The 15881-nt window shown below is 60.9% G+C and carries 18 protein-coding genes; 11 read left to right on the forward strand and 7 right to left on the reverse strand.

Annotated features, from left to right (window positions below):
• Positions 1-10 precede the first annotated feature (10 nt).
• Together G9U53_RS33335 and G9U53_RS25065 are read left to right on the forward strand one after the other, a co-directional pair.
• Complete coding sequence (locus tag G9U53_RS33335; protein ID WP_207624579.1) at positions 11-310, forward strand: hypothetical protein; 300 nt, start codon at positions 11-13, stop codon at positions 308-310.
• A gap of 151 nt (positions 311-461) precedes the next feature.
• Positions 462-1325, forward strand: a complete 864-nt coding sequence (locus G9U53_RS25065) for a universal stress protein (protein ID WP_165639371.1) — start codon at positions 462-464, stop codon at positions 1323-1325.
• 47 nt (positions 1326-1372) lie between these two features.
• Here the strand turns inward: G9U53_RS25065 and G9U53_RS25070 are convergent, their stop codons facing one another.
• Complete coding sequence (locus G9U53_RS25070) at positions 1373-1528, reverse strand: hypothetical protein (RefSeq protein ID WP_165639372.1); 156 nt, start codon at positions 1526-1528, stop codon at positions 1373-1375.
• Between the two features lie 44 nt (positions 1529-1572).
• Between G9U53_RS25070 and G9U53_RS25075 the strand changes: the two genes are divergently transcribed.
• Positions 1573-2034, forward strand: coding sequence for an Lsr2 family protein (locus tag G9U53_RS25075; protein WP_347570828.1), 462 nt, complete (start codon positions 1573-1575; stop codon positions 2032-2034).
• Positions 2035-2575: 541 nt separating this feature from the next.
• On the opposite strand, the gene G9U53_RS25080 is transcribed toward G9U53_RS25075, so the two are convergent.
• On the reverse strand, positions 2576-2890 hold the full coding sequence (locus G9U53_RS25080; protein ID WP_165639373.1) for a hypothetical protein: 315 nt from the start codon (positions 2888-2890) through the stop codon (positions 2576-2578).
• Positions 2891-2993: 103 nt separating this feature from the next.
• Complete coding sequence (locus tag G9U53_RS33630; RefSeq protein WP_242692712.1) at positions 2994-3302, reverse strand: DUF6188 family protein; 309 nt, start codon at positions 3300-3302, stop codon at positions 2994-2996.
• Between the two features lie 609 nt (positions 3303-3911).
• Between G9U53_RS33630 and G9U53_RS25085 the strand changes: the two genes are divergently transcribed.
• Positions 3912-4367 carry an alkyl sulfatase dimerization domain-containing protein gene (locus G9U53_RS25085; protein WP_165639374.1) on the forward strand — a complete coding sequence of 152 codons (456 nt, stop codon included), beginning with the start codon at positions 3912-3914 and terminating at the stop codon, positions 4365-4367.
• 224 nt (positions 4368-4591) lie between these two features.
• Here G9U53_RS25085 and G9U53_RS25095 read toward each other — a convergent pair whose 3' ends face one another.
• The gene (locus G9U53_RS25095) at positions 4592-4732 is read right to left on the reverse strand and encodes a hypothetical protein (RefSeq protein ID WP_165639375.1); all 141 of its coding nucleotides are present in this window, start codon (positions 4730-4732) and stop codon (positions 4592-4594) included.
• Between the two features lie 656 nt (positions 4733-5388).
• Positions 5389-6555 carry an iron-containing alcohol dehydrogenase gene (locus G9U53_RS25100; protein ID WP_165639376.1) on the reverse strand — a complete coding sequence of 389 codons (1167 nt, stop codon included), beginning with the start codon at positions 6553-6555 and terminating at the stop codon, positions 5389-5391.
• Positions 6556-6693: 138 nt separating this feature from the next.
• On the opposite strand from G9U53_RS25100, the gene G9U53_RS25105 reads away from it, so the two are divergent.
• From G9U53_RS25105 to G9U53_RS25130, 6 genes are all read left to right on the forward strand, one after another.
• Positions 6694-7467: an ABC transporter ATP-binding protein gene (locus G9U53_RS25105; RefSeq protein WP_165639377.1), complete on the forward strand. Its 774-nt coding sequence runs from the start codon at positions 6694-6696 to the stop codon at positions 7465-7467.
• The gene (locus G9U53_RS25110) at positions 7460-8173 is read left to right on the forward strand and encodes an ABC transporter ATP-binding protein (protein ID WP_165639378.1); all 714 of its coding nucleotides are present in this window, start codon (positions 7460-7462) and stop codon (positions 8171-8173) included. The genes G9U53_RS25105 and G9U53_RS25110 overlap by 8 nt, the downstream gene beginning before the upstream one ends.
• Positions 8170-9051 carry a branched-chain amino acid ABC transporter permease gene (locus tag G9U53_RS25115; protein ID WP_165639379.1) on the forward strand — a complete coding sequence of 294 codons (882 nt, stop codon included), beginning with the start codon at positions 8170-8172 and terminating at the stop codon, positions 9049-9051. Before G9U53_RS25110 ends, G9U53_RS25115 begins: the two co-directional genes overlap by 4 nt.
• The gene (locus tag G9U53_RS25120; protein WP_207624582.1) at positions 9048-10253 is read left to right on the forward strand and encodes a branched-chain amino acid ABC transporter permease; all 1206 of its coding nucleotides are present in this window, start codon (positions 9048-9050) and stop codon (positions 10251-10253) included. The genes G9U53_RS25115 and G9U53_RS25120 overlap by 4 nt, the downstream gene beginning before the upstream one ends.
• The gene (locus tag G9U53_RS25125; RefSeq protein ID WP_165639381.1) at positions 10250-11416 is read left to right on the forward strand and encodes an ABC transporter substrate-binding protein; all 1167 of its coding nucleotides are present in this window, start codon (positions 10250-10252) and stop codon (positions 11414-11416) included. The genes G9U53_RS25120 and G9U53_RS25125 overlap by 4 nt, the downstream gene beginning before the upstream one ends.
• A 230-nt stretch (positions 11417-11646) precedes the next feature.
• On the forward strand, positions 11647-12255 hold the full coding sequence (locus G9U53_RS25130) for a TetR/AcrR family transcriptional regulator (RefSeq protein ID WP_165639382.1): 609 nt from the start codon (positions 11647-11649) through the stop codon (positions 12253-12255).
• Positions 12256-12266: 11 nt separating this feature from the next.
• Here the strand turns inward: G9U53_RS25130 and G9U53_RS25135 are convergent, their stop codons facing one another.
• Both G9U53_RS25135 and G9U53_RS25140 read right to left on the reverse strand, forming a co-directional pair.
• On the reverse strand, positions 12267-13355 hold the full coding sequence (locus tag G9U53_RS25135) for a CaiB/BaiF CoA-transferase family protein (protein ID WP_165639383.1): 1089 nt from the start codon (positions 13353-13355) through the stop codon (positions 12267-12269).
• 27 nt (positions 13356-13382) lie between these two features.
• Positions 13383-14519: an acyl-CoA dehydrogenase family protein gene (locus G9U53_RS25140; protein WP_165639384.1), complete on the reverse strand. Its 1137-nt coding sequence runs from the start codon at positions 14517-14519 to the stop codon at positions 13383-13385.
• A 176-nt stretch (positions 14520-14695) separates the two neighbouring features.
• Here G9U53_RS25140 and G9U53_RS25145 point away from each other — a divergent pair, with 176 nt between their 5' ends.
• Positions 14696-15877 carry a thiolase family protein gene (locus tag G9U53_RS25145; RefSeq protein WP_165639385.1) on the forward strand — a complete coding sequence of 394 codons (1182 nt, stop codon included), beginning with the start codon at positions 14696-14698 and terminating at the stop codon, positions 15875-15877.
• Positions 15878-15881 lie beyond the last annotated feature (4 nt).

Consider the following 15881-nt stretch of genomic DNA (forward strand, 5'->3'; position numbering starts at 1 on the left):
AAGCTCTTAGGTGACCGCAGCAGGCTACTTCCGGCGGCTGATCCCACCGGTCGACAATCGCGCATCAGTTGCGGTGCCGCGCTGCACCATCTTCAGGGTTGCGGCCTACATTCTGTTCGATATTCAGCCGCTGAGCTGGAGGGAACTGACGACTCGTCAGAACCTGCTCGGGTGCAAGTCATGCGCTCGAGCTCGGTTGTGGGGTCTCTGCGGTGAATACGGCGCCCGCATGAAGGACGACATGATTGTGGGTCCGGACAAGCAGGGTTTCGGCGGATCTTGTTGTGGGCACGCTGGACGCAAGCGCTAGTTGCATCGCCCCGACGGCGTGGCAGCGAGCGTGTCCTGGACCGTTGGCGATCTTCTTTATCCGAAGGACACATCCGTCGTTTTGCTCGGTGCAGTCGTTCTCGAGTGGCCGGCGACAATTCTCGTCGTCGTTGCCGAATCAGGAGGTTGCGGTGTCAGTGAATGTCGTTGTGGGGTATGACGGTTCGCCGGGATCGAATGCCGCGATCGATGTCGGCGCCTTGCTGTTCCCCGGAGCTCACGCATGGATCACCCACCTGTGGAGTCCGCCATTTGCCAGCGACACGATGCGCAATCGCCTGCTCGCTCGCGCACGTGACGTCACGGAATTGACCGAAATGGTGGAGAACGAGGGCATGCGCGAAGCCGAACGGCTCGTCAACAGGGGGGCAACATTAGCTCGCGCGGCCGGATGGGACGCCACGCCCTTGGCGAAACAGTCGTGGGGCGGCGAGGGATTGCGAGTCGCGCAGATCGCCGAGGAAGTCGACGCGGATCTGATTCTCATCGGTTCCCGGGGGCTCAGGGGAACTGCCGCTGTGATCGGGAGCGTGTCCGATACGATCGTGCACTACAGCACACGTCCTGTCGTCGTGGTCCCCCAACCGATGGTGTCTTCCGAGCATGCCGCGTTGCCTGACGGCCCGGTGGTCGTGGGTAGGGATGGTTCTCGCGGTGCCGAGACAGCATTTGAGATGGCAACTCGTCTGTTTCCGGATCGTTCCCTACTGACGGTGTATGTCGACGACGACCTCACGTCGCCGAATACTGCTTCTGCTACGGCCGGTGGGGAAGAAATCGTTCGGGTGCATCCTGGACGAGGTTTTCCCGGCCGGGGTGCTGCAGATGCGCTGTGTGCCGTTGCGGAGGAGCGCAACGCGGCTGTAGTGGTCGTCGGATCTCGTGGGCGTTCTGCCGCGCGGGAAATCCTGCTGGGCAGCGTTGCCATGGCAACGCTGCATCATTGTCACCGTCCGGTTCTGGTGGTACCCACTGCGAGGCCCGTAGGCCGATGATCGTGTCGATGTCTATCGTCACTCCTTCTTCTGGATAGCGAAGTGCTTCAACGTGTTAGAAGCTGGCTGGCGTTTTTCGGATCGACCTCTTCGTTCAGCGTCGCCGTGATCGGGCTCGGGGAGAGCTGATGTCTGCCCGGTGTGTGCGCGATCGCACTGCCGCCTACAGAGTTGCCGCCCAGCCAGAGTGTGAAACGAGTCATGAACATGTCCCCGGGCAGAGGCTGTTCGCCCTATCGAAATCAAGGTGACCAGCTTGATGGTGAAGACCAGCTGGGCGAACTCACCAGAGGAGCCCCCACGTACGTCGATGGTCCCGCCGTCGTCGGGGTCGATGGTTCGAAATCGGGCCTCGATGCGGTTCGATGGGCCGCGCGCGAGGCTGCGCTCGTGCCGTCCCACTGCTGGTGGCAACGTCGGTCACGCGTGTCTACTTCTCGTGTTGGGGGGTGGTTATCTGATCGATTTGCGGCCGACGAACGTCGACAAGTTCAACGCCGCCTTCGAGCCTTTCGTGAAGGTGGCCGAGAAGGTCGGAAAGGCACGCGGCGGCAGTAAAGCTGATGTGACGGCGAAGGATACCGGTTCAGGGCGCTCGAAAGAGCAGTTGCAGGCAGTGCGGGACTGGGCAGTCAAGAACGGCTACGACGTGGCGCCACGGGGGCGGGTCAAAGCGGAGATCCTCGACGCCTTCGACGCTGCGCACTGACTTCGATTAGTTTGCTGCAGCGTGGCCTTCCACGCTGATGCGAAAGCCGGTGTGAGGGGAGTGGTTTTTCACACACCCGCATCGGCCTGACCCTGTGTGGATTCCGCCACCGCTTTCATCACCGGTGCGAACTGCAGGTGTTTCCAACAGAAAACACCCGAGAATCACGCACCCTTCCTGAGTCGATGTGTGTCGCTGTCTGCGCTCGGCCGCCGACTGCCACTGCGAACAGCAGAGATTAGACGCAGTCATCTCCGGGTACAGTTCCGCCAGCAGCCTGCGGAGTGCGCGCATACACAATCCAGTCGGTCCACCGTCGACGTCTTGCGCTCATTCTGCAGGCTGCACCCGCACCTGTCAGTGCAGATCATTCCCCGAGTTCCCTTGCAGGCGAGTAGGCTCGGCAAAGGACGCATCGTCGACGGCAGTCCATAGGTCACTCCTCGTTGAGCCAGACACCGTCTGTGGCTTGAATCTTGCGGATCATCGAGGGACCTGCGGTCTATCGAACCTGCTGATCGCCAGCACTATTGGCGATGGCTCAGGCGGAATGGAGCGACTGGAATGTGGTCACGAACCCATCGATGGTTTCGCACACTTGGTCCTCGTCGTGCGGTGCGCGGCTCGGGTCATCGTGGCGTAGAGCGTTCATGATTTCGATCTGCCCCCATGCCCAGCGTAGGTCTTCGTGGCGATCGTGTTGTTCGTGCTCGTACGTGTCGACGATCGATTCGTAGACGGTTACCAAGGCGTGCAGGGAGGTTCGGCCGTGATCGTAGTCGTCGGCTACCTCGAGGATCAGAGTGTGAAGATCTGGTGATTCGGGTGAAGGATCGTGCGGGTGATCGGAAGTCATGAGTCTTGTCCTCGCGATTGCCGGTCAGGAAGTTTCCGGCGGGGATGAAGTGTGCGACAAATTTGTGGTCTCGGGAGTAGTGCTCGGGCGTCGGTGCCGGTATTCATGGAGAGCCATGTCCGTCGGTGCTGGGCCAGTTCCACGCTGCGATCGTGCCGCTAGGTGTCGAGACGACGAGCACGTTCCCGGGCGCGGCGACGTTCCAACTTTCGAAGTCCGGCGACGGTGGCACCGACAGGGCGGTCCCGGTGGATATCGGACTCTCGAGCGCGAAGTTCCGTGAGTAATCACTTGCTGTTCTTCTTCCACATCCATATCCAATTCCTTCTCCGTCCAGGGCAGAACCTCCATGGATCAGCGGTCGCGAACCACTGAGGCGCGAGGTTTGCACAACAACAAAATCAGATATCATTTCTTTGCTGCGGCGATTCTGAGTGGTCAGTTCAGCCGCGCAGGGCCTGCCCTCCGGCTGTCCATTCGCCGGGGGTGGGCCTTCCGCTGCACTGTCGAGATCGCGCCCCGATCTCCTCTGAGGCTAGGGGCCATCCTCGTTCGTTTGGTGGATTTTTGTCCGATCTGCGTGTTTGCCTGATGCTTGCCGAAACTATTCGACGGGTCGGATTCAATCGAGGGGTCGGATCTGACATGTGGTTGGCCATTCGCGTTGTGTGCTCAACACGTGTGGCGTTCGACGGGACCCGGTCAGAATGGTCAGGCCGGGTCCCCAATGCCAGCGCCGAACTGACCTGATCCCAGCCGTTGTATGGGGCAAGGAGGGTCGTCTCGTCCGACACCGACGCAGACGTCACCATGACCCTTCTTCGGCTACCTGAAGGGCCAGAGCTGGGCCCATACCTGGGATAACTTGTCTGTGAACGGGATCGCGGTCGGTTCCGCTGGCCCATGACTACACCGGCCGCTGCGATCTGAACGATCACTGCACCGTCCAACCCTCGCCGGCAAGTCGATGTGGCGGTCAGGCGAGGCACAGCCAGCGACCGCCGGCATGATCTGAGCCTTCTTGGCTTTGCGGGCTGCGGGCTGCGGGCTGCGGGCTGCGGTCGGCGGCCCGTGTCCGATTCACGACCGCCGAGAAGGGCGATCTTGGTGCGGCGCCGAACTGCTCAAGCACGCGGTGTTCGCGGACCTGGACAACACTGCGGCCAAGGAGGTTCTGGCCGGCGTTTTCACCCAACTCGGCTATGGCGCTGAGAATGCGACGTGGCGCGGTTTCAACTTCACCGGTGCCCAAGAACTGCGCCACGGAGTCGCTCCGATTTCGGTGGATAACAGTGCCGGGTTGGTAACTGCGCTGACGATTGAGCAACTCTTCGATACCCTCGCGATCCGAGTTGACGGGTCACGCGCGGCCGAGGACTCGTTCCGCATCGACTGGCGCTTCACCGATCTCGATCTAACGCTGCCCCTCACCCTCTCCAACGGAGACGTTCTTCCGCACTCTGAACCCTCGCACTGAGGCCAAGGTCGACCTTTCTGTCACGTTCACCAAGCCTGAACTGCTCGGCCTACTTACTGGTGCCAGTCTCGAAAAGCTGGAAAATACAAGAGATTCGGAGGTCTTTACACTACTACTCGGACTTCTCGACGTCCCTCACCCTGCATTCCCGATCGTCACGCTCTGACTCCACCTCTCGATGAATGTCAGACTGTCCAGCGATCTCGGCCCCGCTTGGACAGCAACTAGTTCATCGAACGGGGTTCTTCGGGGAGCCGTTGCGCGATGTCGGCGAGTAGTGGTGAATTCATTACCAGATCCGTGATCAGGCGGCCTTCGAAACTCACTGCCACGACGGGGCGCAGCTTTCGCTTGATTTCAGCCATGAGAATACCTGCATCGGAAAGGGGACAGTCCGTCCGGCCCGAACCCCGTGTGGAATCTGGGATTGAGCTAATCAGGTCGCGCGATCTCGGGTACCCCGCCCCAGTTTGTCAGGATCACGGATGGCTCGGTTCGGCCGCTGAATACGGGGTCTGGATCGAGTGGAGTCGCTTGCACGGCCCCGCTTGCTATGCAAGCAAGAGCGGACCGGCGCCACGACCGCGCGAAACTGCAGGCGAGACCGGATGTGCAGCGAAGACTGTCAGATCGAAGCCACGTCTTCACCAAGGCCCTGAACGACCTTCTTGCGGTCGAGAACGAGCCTTCCGCTGAATCTGCAGGGTTCCTGAATGAATTGGCAATGAAACAAGCCGGCAGATCGAAAGAGGTTTTCTGTCAGTCCGTTTCGACAAAGACATGAGCCGGGAGTCGTCGTTGTCGCCAGGCAGGCGCCGGTCACGAGAACAAACACGACTGCAAGGATTCTCGGGACTCGCGACGCAGCCGCGATAGGTAGGTGTAGCGCAATGACGTGCGCCCGACTCCCTCCTATCCTATGACGATTCCGTCCATGGAGCAGAATTGGTCAAGAAAATGCGATAAATGACGCGCAGCTCATCAGGGTGAAGCTCGTTCCAGGCTACCCAACCCTTGATCGTCACCACGCCGCTTCCAGTAGCGTGACGATGCTGCTCTCGGTCACGGGTTGGGGGTTGGATGCCAAGGAGATGTCGCCCGCGATCTCTGAGGCCATCTCGGCGAAGTGTGAACGGTTGCCTCCTGCCGTTGAGATTCGTTTGGGTACGGGTAGCCGGTCGACGAACTGACGGACAAGTTCTGGAGCAGATGAGGCGTATCCGTCGTCGGTGCACCCGAAGGCTGCGGCTATGAGCGCGAGCTTCTCGCGGGTCACGGGGGCGTTGAATTCCATTACCGTCGGGAGCATGATCGCCGACGACACTCCGTGAAGGAGGTTGAACCGAGTCGCGAGTTGATGGCCGATTGCGTGCGACAGTCCGGCTCCAGTGTTCGTGATTCCGAAGATTGCCAGCCACGCGGCTTCGAGGCACGCTGACCGAGCGGCCGCATCGTCGGGATGAAATGTGCTGTGCGCCAAGTGCTCGTCGAGCATGCGTATCGCCTTCGTGGCGAGAGCGTCGACGAAAGGAATGCTCCCGCTGGCCAGGATGCTTTCGACTGCGTGATCCAGTGCTCTGATTCCCGACGCAGCCCAGAGTTGTGGAGGGGTGTAGGCAGCTACGTGTGGGTCGAGGATGACGGCGCGAGGGGCCAGGGCCCGGAAGCGGAAGACGTGTTTGGCGTGGGTCCGAGTATCGCTGATGCCGACGATGTCGGTGTGCTCGGCGCCAGACAGTGTCGTAGGAATCGATACGTGTGGGATGGCTGATTCGAGCTCTTTTGGAAGTATGACCTCGCCGTCCGTTGTTCGAAGTGCGCGATAAGCGTCGAATTGGGGCAACTCGGTCAGGCCCTGAGAAAGGCACATCGCGACACCCTTCGCGCAGTCGATTGACGTACCGCCGCCGACGCTGATCACGCTGTCAGCGCCGCATTCTCTGGCCATCCGTGCGGCGGCGAGGACGGCTTCCCGAGGAACATGCTGAGGGGTTTCGGCGAAGGTGCCGGTTCCCGCACCGCCCAAGACCGTCTGTACCCGCTCCCCGACGCTGCCTCTGGCCAGGGATGCAGACATGACGACGAGCGCCCGGGTGCCTCCGATGGATCTGAGTCGCTCGGGCAGAGCCTCTAGTGCGCCCTCGCCGAACGTGACGTTCTCGATTGGTGGTGTTGTAAAAAAGCGCACTGTCCCAGTCCTTTTCATGTTTCGGGCCACGGTGGGGTCGGCATTGACAAGCAGAAATCTTCACCTTTATGGTGTGCATCACATCAATCGATGACTTGAAAGTCAAGTAATTGACCATGAGGCCATTTTGGAGCGGCAATGTTGGAAGTGTCGGATATCGAAGTTCGCTTCGGCGGGCTCAAGGCCCTCGACGGTCTATCCCTCGAGGTGGGAGAGGGGGAGATCGTTTCGCTCATCGGGCCCAACGGTGCAGGAAAGTCGACTGCGTTCAACGTGATTACGCGGATAGTTGATCCGCAGGCAGGTCAGGTGAGATTCAAGGGCAAGGATCTTCTCGAACTTCCCGCCCATGCGATCGCGGGTCTGGGAATCGGCCGGACCTATCAGGGACTCGAGCTTTTCGGTTCGATGACAGTCGCGGAAACCTTGGCCGTGGGTTACGAAGCGGTCGAGCGGTGTGGACTCTTCGCGGGTGCCATCTGGGCAAGGCGATGTTCCGGGCTCGTTGGTTCGGCGCGGTCCGCTGCCCTGGACGTGGCACGTCGGCTCGGTCTCGAAGATTTGTTGGATCTTCCGGTGACCGCCCTGCCCTATGGGGTGCAGAAGCGTGTGGACATCGGCAGAGCACTGGTAGGCAGGCCACGTCTACTGCTCCTCGACGAACCGGCAGCGGGACTGACCCATGCCGATCTCGACGAACTCGGAGAGTCCATCACACGGATCCGGACCGACCTCGACGTGTCGGTTCTCCTGGTCGAACATCACATGCCGCTGGTCATGTCGATCAGCGACCGCATTCACGTGCTCGACGCCGGAAAGCCGATCGCCGAGGGGACGCCGGTCGAAGTCCGTTCGAATCCAAAGGTCATCGAGGCGTACCTCGGCGTTCCAGCGGGAGGCGAACATGCTTGAGCTGACTGGAGTGACAGTCTCCTACGGCGCTGTTGCAGCAGTCGATGGTGTCGACCTTGCCTGTGCGCCAGGCGAAGTGGTCGCATTGCTCGGCGCCAACGGCGCTGGAAAGTCCAGCATCGTCAAAGCTGTCAACGGCCTCGTCCGGCCGATTGGCGGATCGGTCGTCTGGCAAGGTCGGCGCCTCGAGTCCTTGTCTCCTGAGCGAATCGCCCGGGCGGGTATCGCAACAGTCCCGGAAGGACGTGAGATTTTCGGCAACCTCACGGTGCTCGAGAACCTCCGCTTGGGCAGTCATCGCCTCGGTCGACGCCGCGTCGACCGGTCGATGCTCGATCGTGTCCTCGAGTACTACCCCGTGCTTGCTGCCCGAACATCGCAGACAGCGCGTACTTTGTCCGGCGGCGAGCAACAGATGTTGGTGATCGGGCGCGCACTCATGGCGCAGCCGGAGTTGCTGCTTCTGGACGAACCATCACTGGGATTGGCGCCGAAGATTGTTGCCGCGGTGTACGGCACCTTGCGGGAAGTGTGTCGGGACCTAGATCTCACCGTACTTGTTGTGGAGCAGGACATTACGACGGTGCTGTCTATCGCGTCGCACGCGCATGTCATGGCGTCGGGGCGGATCAGTGTTTCCGGAACCGCTGACGAGATCCGGTCGGACGAGTCACTGCGAGCAATCTATCTGGGAGAAACGGCATGAATCTGAGCTTGCAACTCGTTGTGGACGGGGTGGCGATCGGCGTGATCTACGGACTCGTCGGATTGTCGTTGCTGATGGTCTATCGATCCACTGGCGTGCTCAACTTCGCTCAGGGGGAGATGGCGGTCTTTTGTACTTACGTAGCCTGGTCTCTGATCGTGAGCTTCGGTGTGAGTCTGTGGCTGGGATTCGCTGCGACGGTTCTCTTCTCGTTCGTGCTCGGTGTCGTGGTCGAGCGAATCTTCGTCCGGCCTGCGGGCGCGGCCAACCCACTCACTGTCATGATCGTGACGATCGGGCTGTTCATGATGTTCAACAGCTTCCAACGAGACTGGTGGCCGGGGGGACCGAAATCGTTCCCGTCGCCGTTCCCTTCCGGGACTGTCGAGATCGGGGATGCCCGCGTCAGCTGGGTCAGCATCGGGATTCTGGGCACAGCAGCGTGTGTGATGCTCTGTTTGACGGCTCTGTTCCGCCTGACACGTGTCGGTCTGGCGATGCGCGCCGTAGTCGACAATCCCACTGCCTCCTCGCTCATGGGCATCAGCAATCATCGAATCATTTCGCTGGGATGGGGTCTGGCGTCGGCAGTCGGTGCGGTTGCCGGAATGCTCGCCGTGAATCTGCTTCTCCTGGACCCGAGTACGGCCTACGCATTGCTTCTGTTCTCGTTCGCCACTTTGGTCCTCGCCGGTATGACGAGTCCAGCTGGGGTGGTCGTGTGCGGCCTGCTTCTCGGATTGTTGAACGCAGTCGCAAGTAGTTTCAAGCTCATCGGCACCGAATTGAGCATTGTCGTAACACTTCTCGCCCTGATTCTCGTTCTGGTGGTCAAACCAGGCGGGCTGTTCGGAAAGGCACCGGTGGTCAAGGTATGAATCGATTGACGAATCGCAGAACCATCGCGGCGGTCGCCGGGACAGCTACAACGGCAGTGGTCTACGGCGTGCTCTACAGCATGGCGTGGATCCCCGGTTGGCTCGTTCTGGTCGCTGCGGGTATCGCCGGAGTAGCTGTCGGGCGTGCACTAGGGCTCGCTCGTGCCTCGGCCTTGCCGACTCTGCTCGTTCTTGTTCTCGCACCGTCACTGATTGCACCAGTGGATCTCGTGCAGGTCTTGATTTTCGGGATCGCAGCATTGGGTTTGTACGTGCTGCTCGGGTTGAGCGGTCAGCTGAGCCTTGCCCAGGGAACGATGTTGGGAATCGGCGCGTACACGACTGCGATACTCGCGAGCGAGCATGGATGGCCTGTGCTCGCTGCGATCCCGGCAGGGGTTGCGGTTACCGGGCTGATCGGATGGCTTCTCGGCCTCGTTGCAGTGCGGTTCGACGGCGTCTATCTGGCGATTCTCACCGGTGCGTTCGCGATCGTGGCGCCAATCCTGCTCAAGTACTTCGCCGATGTCACCGGCGGGGTGCACGGGATTTCGATTCCGCCGCTGCACTCACCGATTCCTGCACTCACGGACGACCAGTTTCTCTACCTGCTGGTTCTGGCCGTCGCGATAGTGGCCGGTGTGCTGACTTGGAATATCGCGCGCGGACCCGTCGGCTTCGGTCTCCGTGCGATGCACGACAGCCCTGTCGCAGCTCGCGGTATCGGGATCAGCCTAGGACGCGCAAAGATGCAAGCCTTTCTCGTCAGCTCACTCCTCGCCGGGCTGGCCGGCGGTCTCTACAGCGTTGCAGTTGGTTTCGTGAGTCCGGACAGCTTCGGTCTGATGCTCGGCATCCACTTACTGGTCATGGTCGTCATCGGTGGCACGGGTTCCATCGTCGGTGCATTCATCGGAGCCGGCGCCGTACATCTTCTGCAAACCCATCTCGAAGAGATCTCCGTACCGGTGGGGTCGGGATTCTCCGTGGCATTCGGCCCGCAGGCCGTCTTCGGGATCGTGCTGATTCTCGTCCTCCTGCTGATGCCGACGGGTCTGTCCGGCCTTCCGCAGCGCCTCGGTGCCCTGTTCCACACATGGCACCGCAGAACGACAGTCACCGATGCATCACTGGTTCCAGGTCCCGCGGCACCAGCGCAAATTCCAGTCGACGCAACATCAGAAGAAGGAGAAAGAAATTGAAGCCAATCACTGTGCTGGTCGCGTGTGCGACGGCGCTCACCCTGGTTGCGTGTGGCCAAGCACGCGGGTCGGATGAGTCCAGTGTCGTCGGTGTCACCGACGACACGGTGCGCTTGGGAATGACCGCTCCGTTGACCGGTCCGGGAGCATCCTACAGCGGTTTCGCGAAGGGGATGCAGGCGTATTTCGCGAAAGTCAACGCGGACGGTGGAATTCACGGCCGAAAGATCGACCTCATCGTCCGCGATGATGCGTACGATCCGGCGAAGACCGTGACCGAGACGTCGAGACTGGTCAAGTCCGACGAAGTGCTGGCCGTCGTCGGAGGAGTCGGCGGCGCCACGCAAAGTGCTGTTGCTGCAACCAACAATCGGGACGAGATACCGACGCTTCTTGCCATCACCGGCCTGGACGCACTCGTAGATCCACCGATGCCCTTCGTGTCGATCATGCAGCCGACATACGGCATGGAATCGGCACTGTGGATCGACTACATCGAAAGAATCCATCCCGGAGCCAAGGTCGGCCTGCTGTACCAGAACGACAACTCGGGTAAGACGGTCGATGCGGCATTGACCCTTGCGTTTGCCGGACGCTACGCCTCCGAGGGCTACGGCACCACCGATGCAGATGTCTCGACGCAGATCACTGCGCTGCGTCAAGCGGGAGTGGACGTCTTACTGTTCGCGTCTGCTCCGAAGTTCGCTACGCAAGGGCTCCTCGCCATAGAACGGTTGGGCTGGAACGTACCGACCCTCATGTCGTCGGTCGGATACGACTCGAGCGTCTCAACGAATGCCGGTGCTGCCGCGGACGGCGTCGTTTCCGCCCTGTCGGTCAGGCCTTATCAAGATGAGGCAGACCCAGTTGTCAAGGCGGCCAACGACATAGTCCGTCAGTACGGGGAACGGGTTGAACCCAATCAGTGGACGATGGTGGGCATTGCCAACGCAACGATTCTGGCGGCCGTTCTCGAAGATGCAGGTGAGGATCTGAACCGTGAAACCCTCATGAAGGCTCACGATTCGCTCACCCTGGATGACGGTCCGTGGTTCGGTTCGGTAGAACTCTCCCCAACCGATCGCGTCGCTCTGGGATGCTTCGAACTTGTCACGATCGCGAACGGATCTCACAACGCATTGGGCGAACCGGTGTGTAGCTGAACCGCGGTGACCATGCAGCAGGGCCCGACGTCAAGTCGGGCCCTGCCGCCTGTGAAGAAACACGTCATACTTGATGTTCACTCCATTAGCCATCACAGTCATCGAATTGATCTGTGGTGTCATACCGATGACAATCGAATGGATCTGTTTGGTTGTAGGCATCGGCAGTTGTAGGCACGGCAGTCTCAGACACCGACTGTCTGCATGGACAAAAGGGGGAGCACCGAGCAATGGCGCGCTGGGAGAACGAACACAAAACGAGTGAGCAGGTCCGTGAGATCAAACGCCAGGCTGTCTTGAAAGAGGCCTCTCGCGCATTCGGGCGAAAGGGGTACCACAACACGTCCCTCGACGACGTCGCTCGCTCGCTCAACATCGCCAAGGGCACGCTCTACAACTATGTGCGGGACAAGCAGGAAATTCTGTTCGAGTGCCACAAGGAAGCACTCGACATCGGTGACGCAGCGATGGAGCACTCATCATTCGCCACTACCGGTGCAGAGCAACTTAGGCTTGCGATCAGGTATTACCTGGAGCGGATTGCGGAGAACCTGGGTGCCTGCGCCGCACTGCTGGAAGTCGACGCCCTGCGGCCCGCGGACCGGAAGGAAGCGGTCGAGCGCAGGCGCGGATTCGAACTGAGCCTCTCGACCATGGTCGAGAGGGGAGTCGCGGACGGCAGTCTCAAAGCCGCCCTCGACCCACTACTAGTCGTGCGCACCGTGATGGGAGCCATCAACTGGATTCCGCGCTGGTACGACCCGGATCGGGACCAGTCGCCGGCGGAACTCGCGGTCGAGATGTCCGGGATGCTGCTCGACGGCTTGACCGCCTCCTGAGCAGTGGCGGGCTACAACAGGTCGCGGTTCGCCTCCCCGAGTTGGGGAGTACCGCGTGTGGGGCCAGGTCTGGCACCGTCGAACATCAGCGGTTGGGCTACACAGGTCAGCGTCGTGCCATCGGTGAGTGGCACTGCGTGAAACAGATCTCGATCTCGAAAGTGCTTGTCCTGCTGAACTTCCGCAATGTCCAGGACGGGAGACCAGGCGATGTCCGCCGCATCCAGCAGGCCGGACCACTCGTCACGGGTGCGTTGAAGCAGCGCGTTCTCGAGCCGGTCGCGTAGAGCCACGCGTCCCCGGATCCTGGCCGCTCGGGGTAACTCACGGACATCTGACATGTCGAGGAGGTCGCACAGCGGCTCCCAGAACCAGTCCTCGTATGCGACCGACAAGCTCAGCAGCTTGCCGTCGGCGCACGCGAACAGCCCGTAGGCGGGTTCGGCTGATCCGAGCTCGGGATTCGGCTGATCGTTCAACGACGGCACGAGTGACGCAGTCAGCCAGGACACCAGTCCGTCGGTCATCGACACGTCGACATGCGCGCCCCGCCCGGTCTGTTGCCGGGCGAGGAGGGCAGCGAGCGTGCCGACCACCGCGAAGGTGCCCGACGACAGGTCTCCCAAAGCCAATTCGTCGATCGCGGAAGTGTCGCGATCGGCCACTCTCGCATGGAGCAGTCCCGCTGAGGCTTGATACGAGATATCGTGTGCTGCTCTGAGGCGGTTCGGGCCGGTCTGCCCGAATCCTGTGATCGAGACATACACGGTCTGCGAATTGATGGCACTGACGTCGTCCGGACCGAAACCGAGACGAGTCATTGTTCCTGGGCGAAATCCCTCCATGAACACGTCCGCAGTGCCAAGGAGTCGGCGCAATCCCGCGCGGCCTTCGGCGCTCTTGAGGTCGAGCGCCACCGAGCGTTTGTTGCGATTGAGAGCGGCGTGGAAGGAGGGGAACGCTCGCGTCGGATCGCCGGCTCCTGGGCGTTCGACGATGATGACCTCGGCGCCGAGATCGGCCAGGATCATCGTGGCGTACGGCCCGGGGTATTGCTCGGCGGCAGTCACGATCCGGAGTCCGGAAAGGGGAAGTGTCATGCGGAGAGTCCTTGCGGTTGAGGGTGATCAGAAAGCTGCGCGTCCGGTGAGGGACTTGCCGATGATGAGCCGTTGGAGGTCGGACGGACCCTCGTAGATGCGGGTCATCGCGATGAGTCGGCTCAACTTTTCGACAGAAAAATCAGGGGATGTGCCGTAAGCGCCGTGAATCTGGAGTGCGCGATCGGCGACGCGATGGGCCATTTCGGTGGCAAACAGTTTGGCGGTCGCAGACGCGAGTGCAAATGGCTGACCTCGATCCACGAGAGACAGCGCCTGGTATGCGAGCCCGCGTGCGGCCTGGATCTCAGCATGGTTGTCTGCCAGCTTGGCCTGTACGAGTTGCTTGCCGGCTAGAGAATCGCCGAAGAGTTCCCGCTCATCGGCGTAGCGCAGGGCTGCCGATTGGGCTGCTTGTCCCAAGCCGACAGCGTTCAGAGCGACGAGCGCCCGCGCTTCCTGGAAGGTGCCGAGCATCGCACCCAGCCCTTTGCCGTGGGTGTCGAGACGATGGTCTGTGGGCACTTCGACATCGAAGGAAAGTTCGGCGGTGGTAATCGATCCGTTGGTGACCAGGGGTGTCACGCCGTAGCCGTGGGTTTCCTTGTCGACTACGAATAGGTCCAGGGCATCGTCGTCGGTCCGGGCGAGCACGATGGTGAAGTCGGCGATGTGGCCGTTGGTGATCCAGACCTTCGTGCCGCGCAGGTGGTAACCGTCACTGGTTCGCGTTGCGCGTGTTGCCGTGCGACGGACATCTGAACCGCCGGACGATTCAGTGTTCGCTGTGGCGCCGATCCTGTCGCCCGTCATGAGCGGGGAAAGGTAGCGCTCGCGTAGGGGAGCTGACGCGTGGCGCGCGAGAACGAGACCGACTGTCTCGTTGATGAAGGCAGGTGTCGTGACGTCGACGGCATGTTCGATCCCGGCTTCGAAGATAAGCCCTGCCGTGACTGCGTCCAAGCCGAGTCCTCCGTCGGGGACCGGGACTCGCCCGTTGCCGAGGCCGAATCCGAGGAAGTCGCGAAGCAGCGGCAGCAACCGCTCTCGGCTTGCGCCGATGGGTTCTTTCGAGGCCTCGAGCGCAGGACGGACGCGGTCCCGACAGAACTGGACGAACGATGAAAGCAGGGCCTCCTGCTCGGTGGTCCAAGGGGGGATCATTACGGCCTCCAGAGTTAGTGACTATCTAGTCGTAAAGATGACTTCAAAGTCAGAGTAACGTGGTGAAGCATCACGAACAAGGTTGTACGTGAACGGAAATCGGCTCTTGACGTTGCATTGCAGGCTATGTACGTTCAGTGACTATAGAGTCAGAAAAATAGGAGAGTGAGTCATTTATGGAAGACGTTGTCGTCGCGGGAGTAGGGATGACATCCTTCGGAATGTTCCCGGAACGGACTTTGGTAGATCTGAGCCGTCAGGCTGTCGACGAGGCTCTCGCGGACAGTGGATGTGGGGTGGACGAGATCGAGTTCGTTGCCTATTCCAATTCCACGGCAGGCGCTATGAGTGGTCAGCACTCGATCCGCGGTGAGGTTGCACTACGCGACACCGGACTGCTCGGACGCGCCATCGTGAATGTCGAGAATGCATGTGCCTCCGGCTCGACCGCATTTCGAACGGCATGCCTCGAAGTTGCCTCCGGTGCCCGCGAAGTGGCGCTGGCTGTCGGGGCGGAAAAGATGTCCTATCCGGACAAAGCAGCGATGTTTGCGGCTTTGAACGGAGGCACGGACGTCGGAGATATCGGATCGCTTGTCGAACGCTTGGACGGTCGAACGAATCGCAGCATCTTCATGGACATCTATGCTGACGCAGCTCGTCGAAGAATGGCGAAATACGATCTTGGACAGGAAGATTTCGCGCGAATCGTCGAAAAGAGTCGTCAGGCGGGATCGCTCAACCACCGCGCTCAGTTCCGTAAGACCACGACTGTAGGCGAGGTGCTTGCGGCTCGAACCGTGGTGGACCCGCTGACCCTTCCGATGTGCTCCCCGATCGGAGACGGTGCCGCCGCAGTAGTCGTGATGTCTGCTGAGTCTGCGCGTCGTCGGGGGATTGCCCCCGTGTTCGTTCGGGCAGTGGAAATCACCTCGGGCTTAGGAGACGTCGCCGGCCCTGTCGCTGCCGCTCGCGCTGCTCGCGCAGCCTACGAGAGAGCCGGAATCGAACCCCAGGACATCGATGTCGCCGAGGTTCACGACGCAACAGCCTCCGCTGAACTCGGACTCTACGAGGACCTTGGATTCTGCGCACCGGGCGAAGCGTCGATGTTGATTCGAACCAACGCCACCGCGATCAACGGGCGAATCGCGGTGAATTCGAGTGGCGGGTTGCTTTCTCGGGGACATCCGATCGGCGCGACCGGGTGCGCGCAGATCGTCGAACTCGTCGATCAACTGCGCGGCCGGGCAGGAGACCGCCAACGGGAAGGCGCACGGACTGCTCTCGCGGAGAACGGTGGTGGCTGGCTCGGTGACGACGCAGCCGTTGCTGTCGTGACCATCCTTTCGACCTGAACTG

The organism is Rhodococcus sp. D-46, from assembly GCF_011290655.1.
Lineage (GTDB): Bacteria > Actinomycetota > Actinomycetes > Mycobacteriales > Mycobacteriaceae > Rhodococcus_F > Rhodococcus_F qingshengii.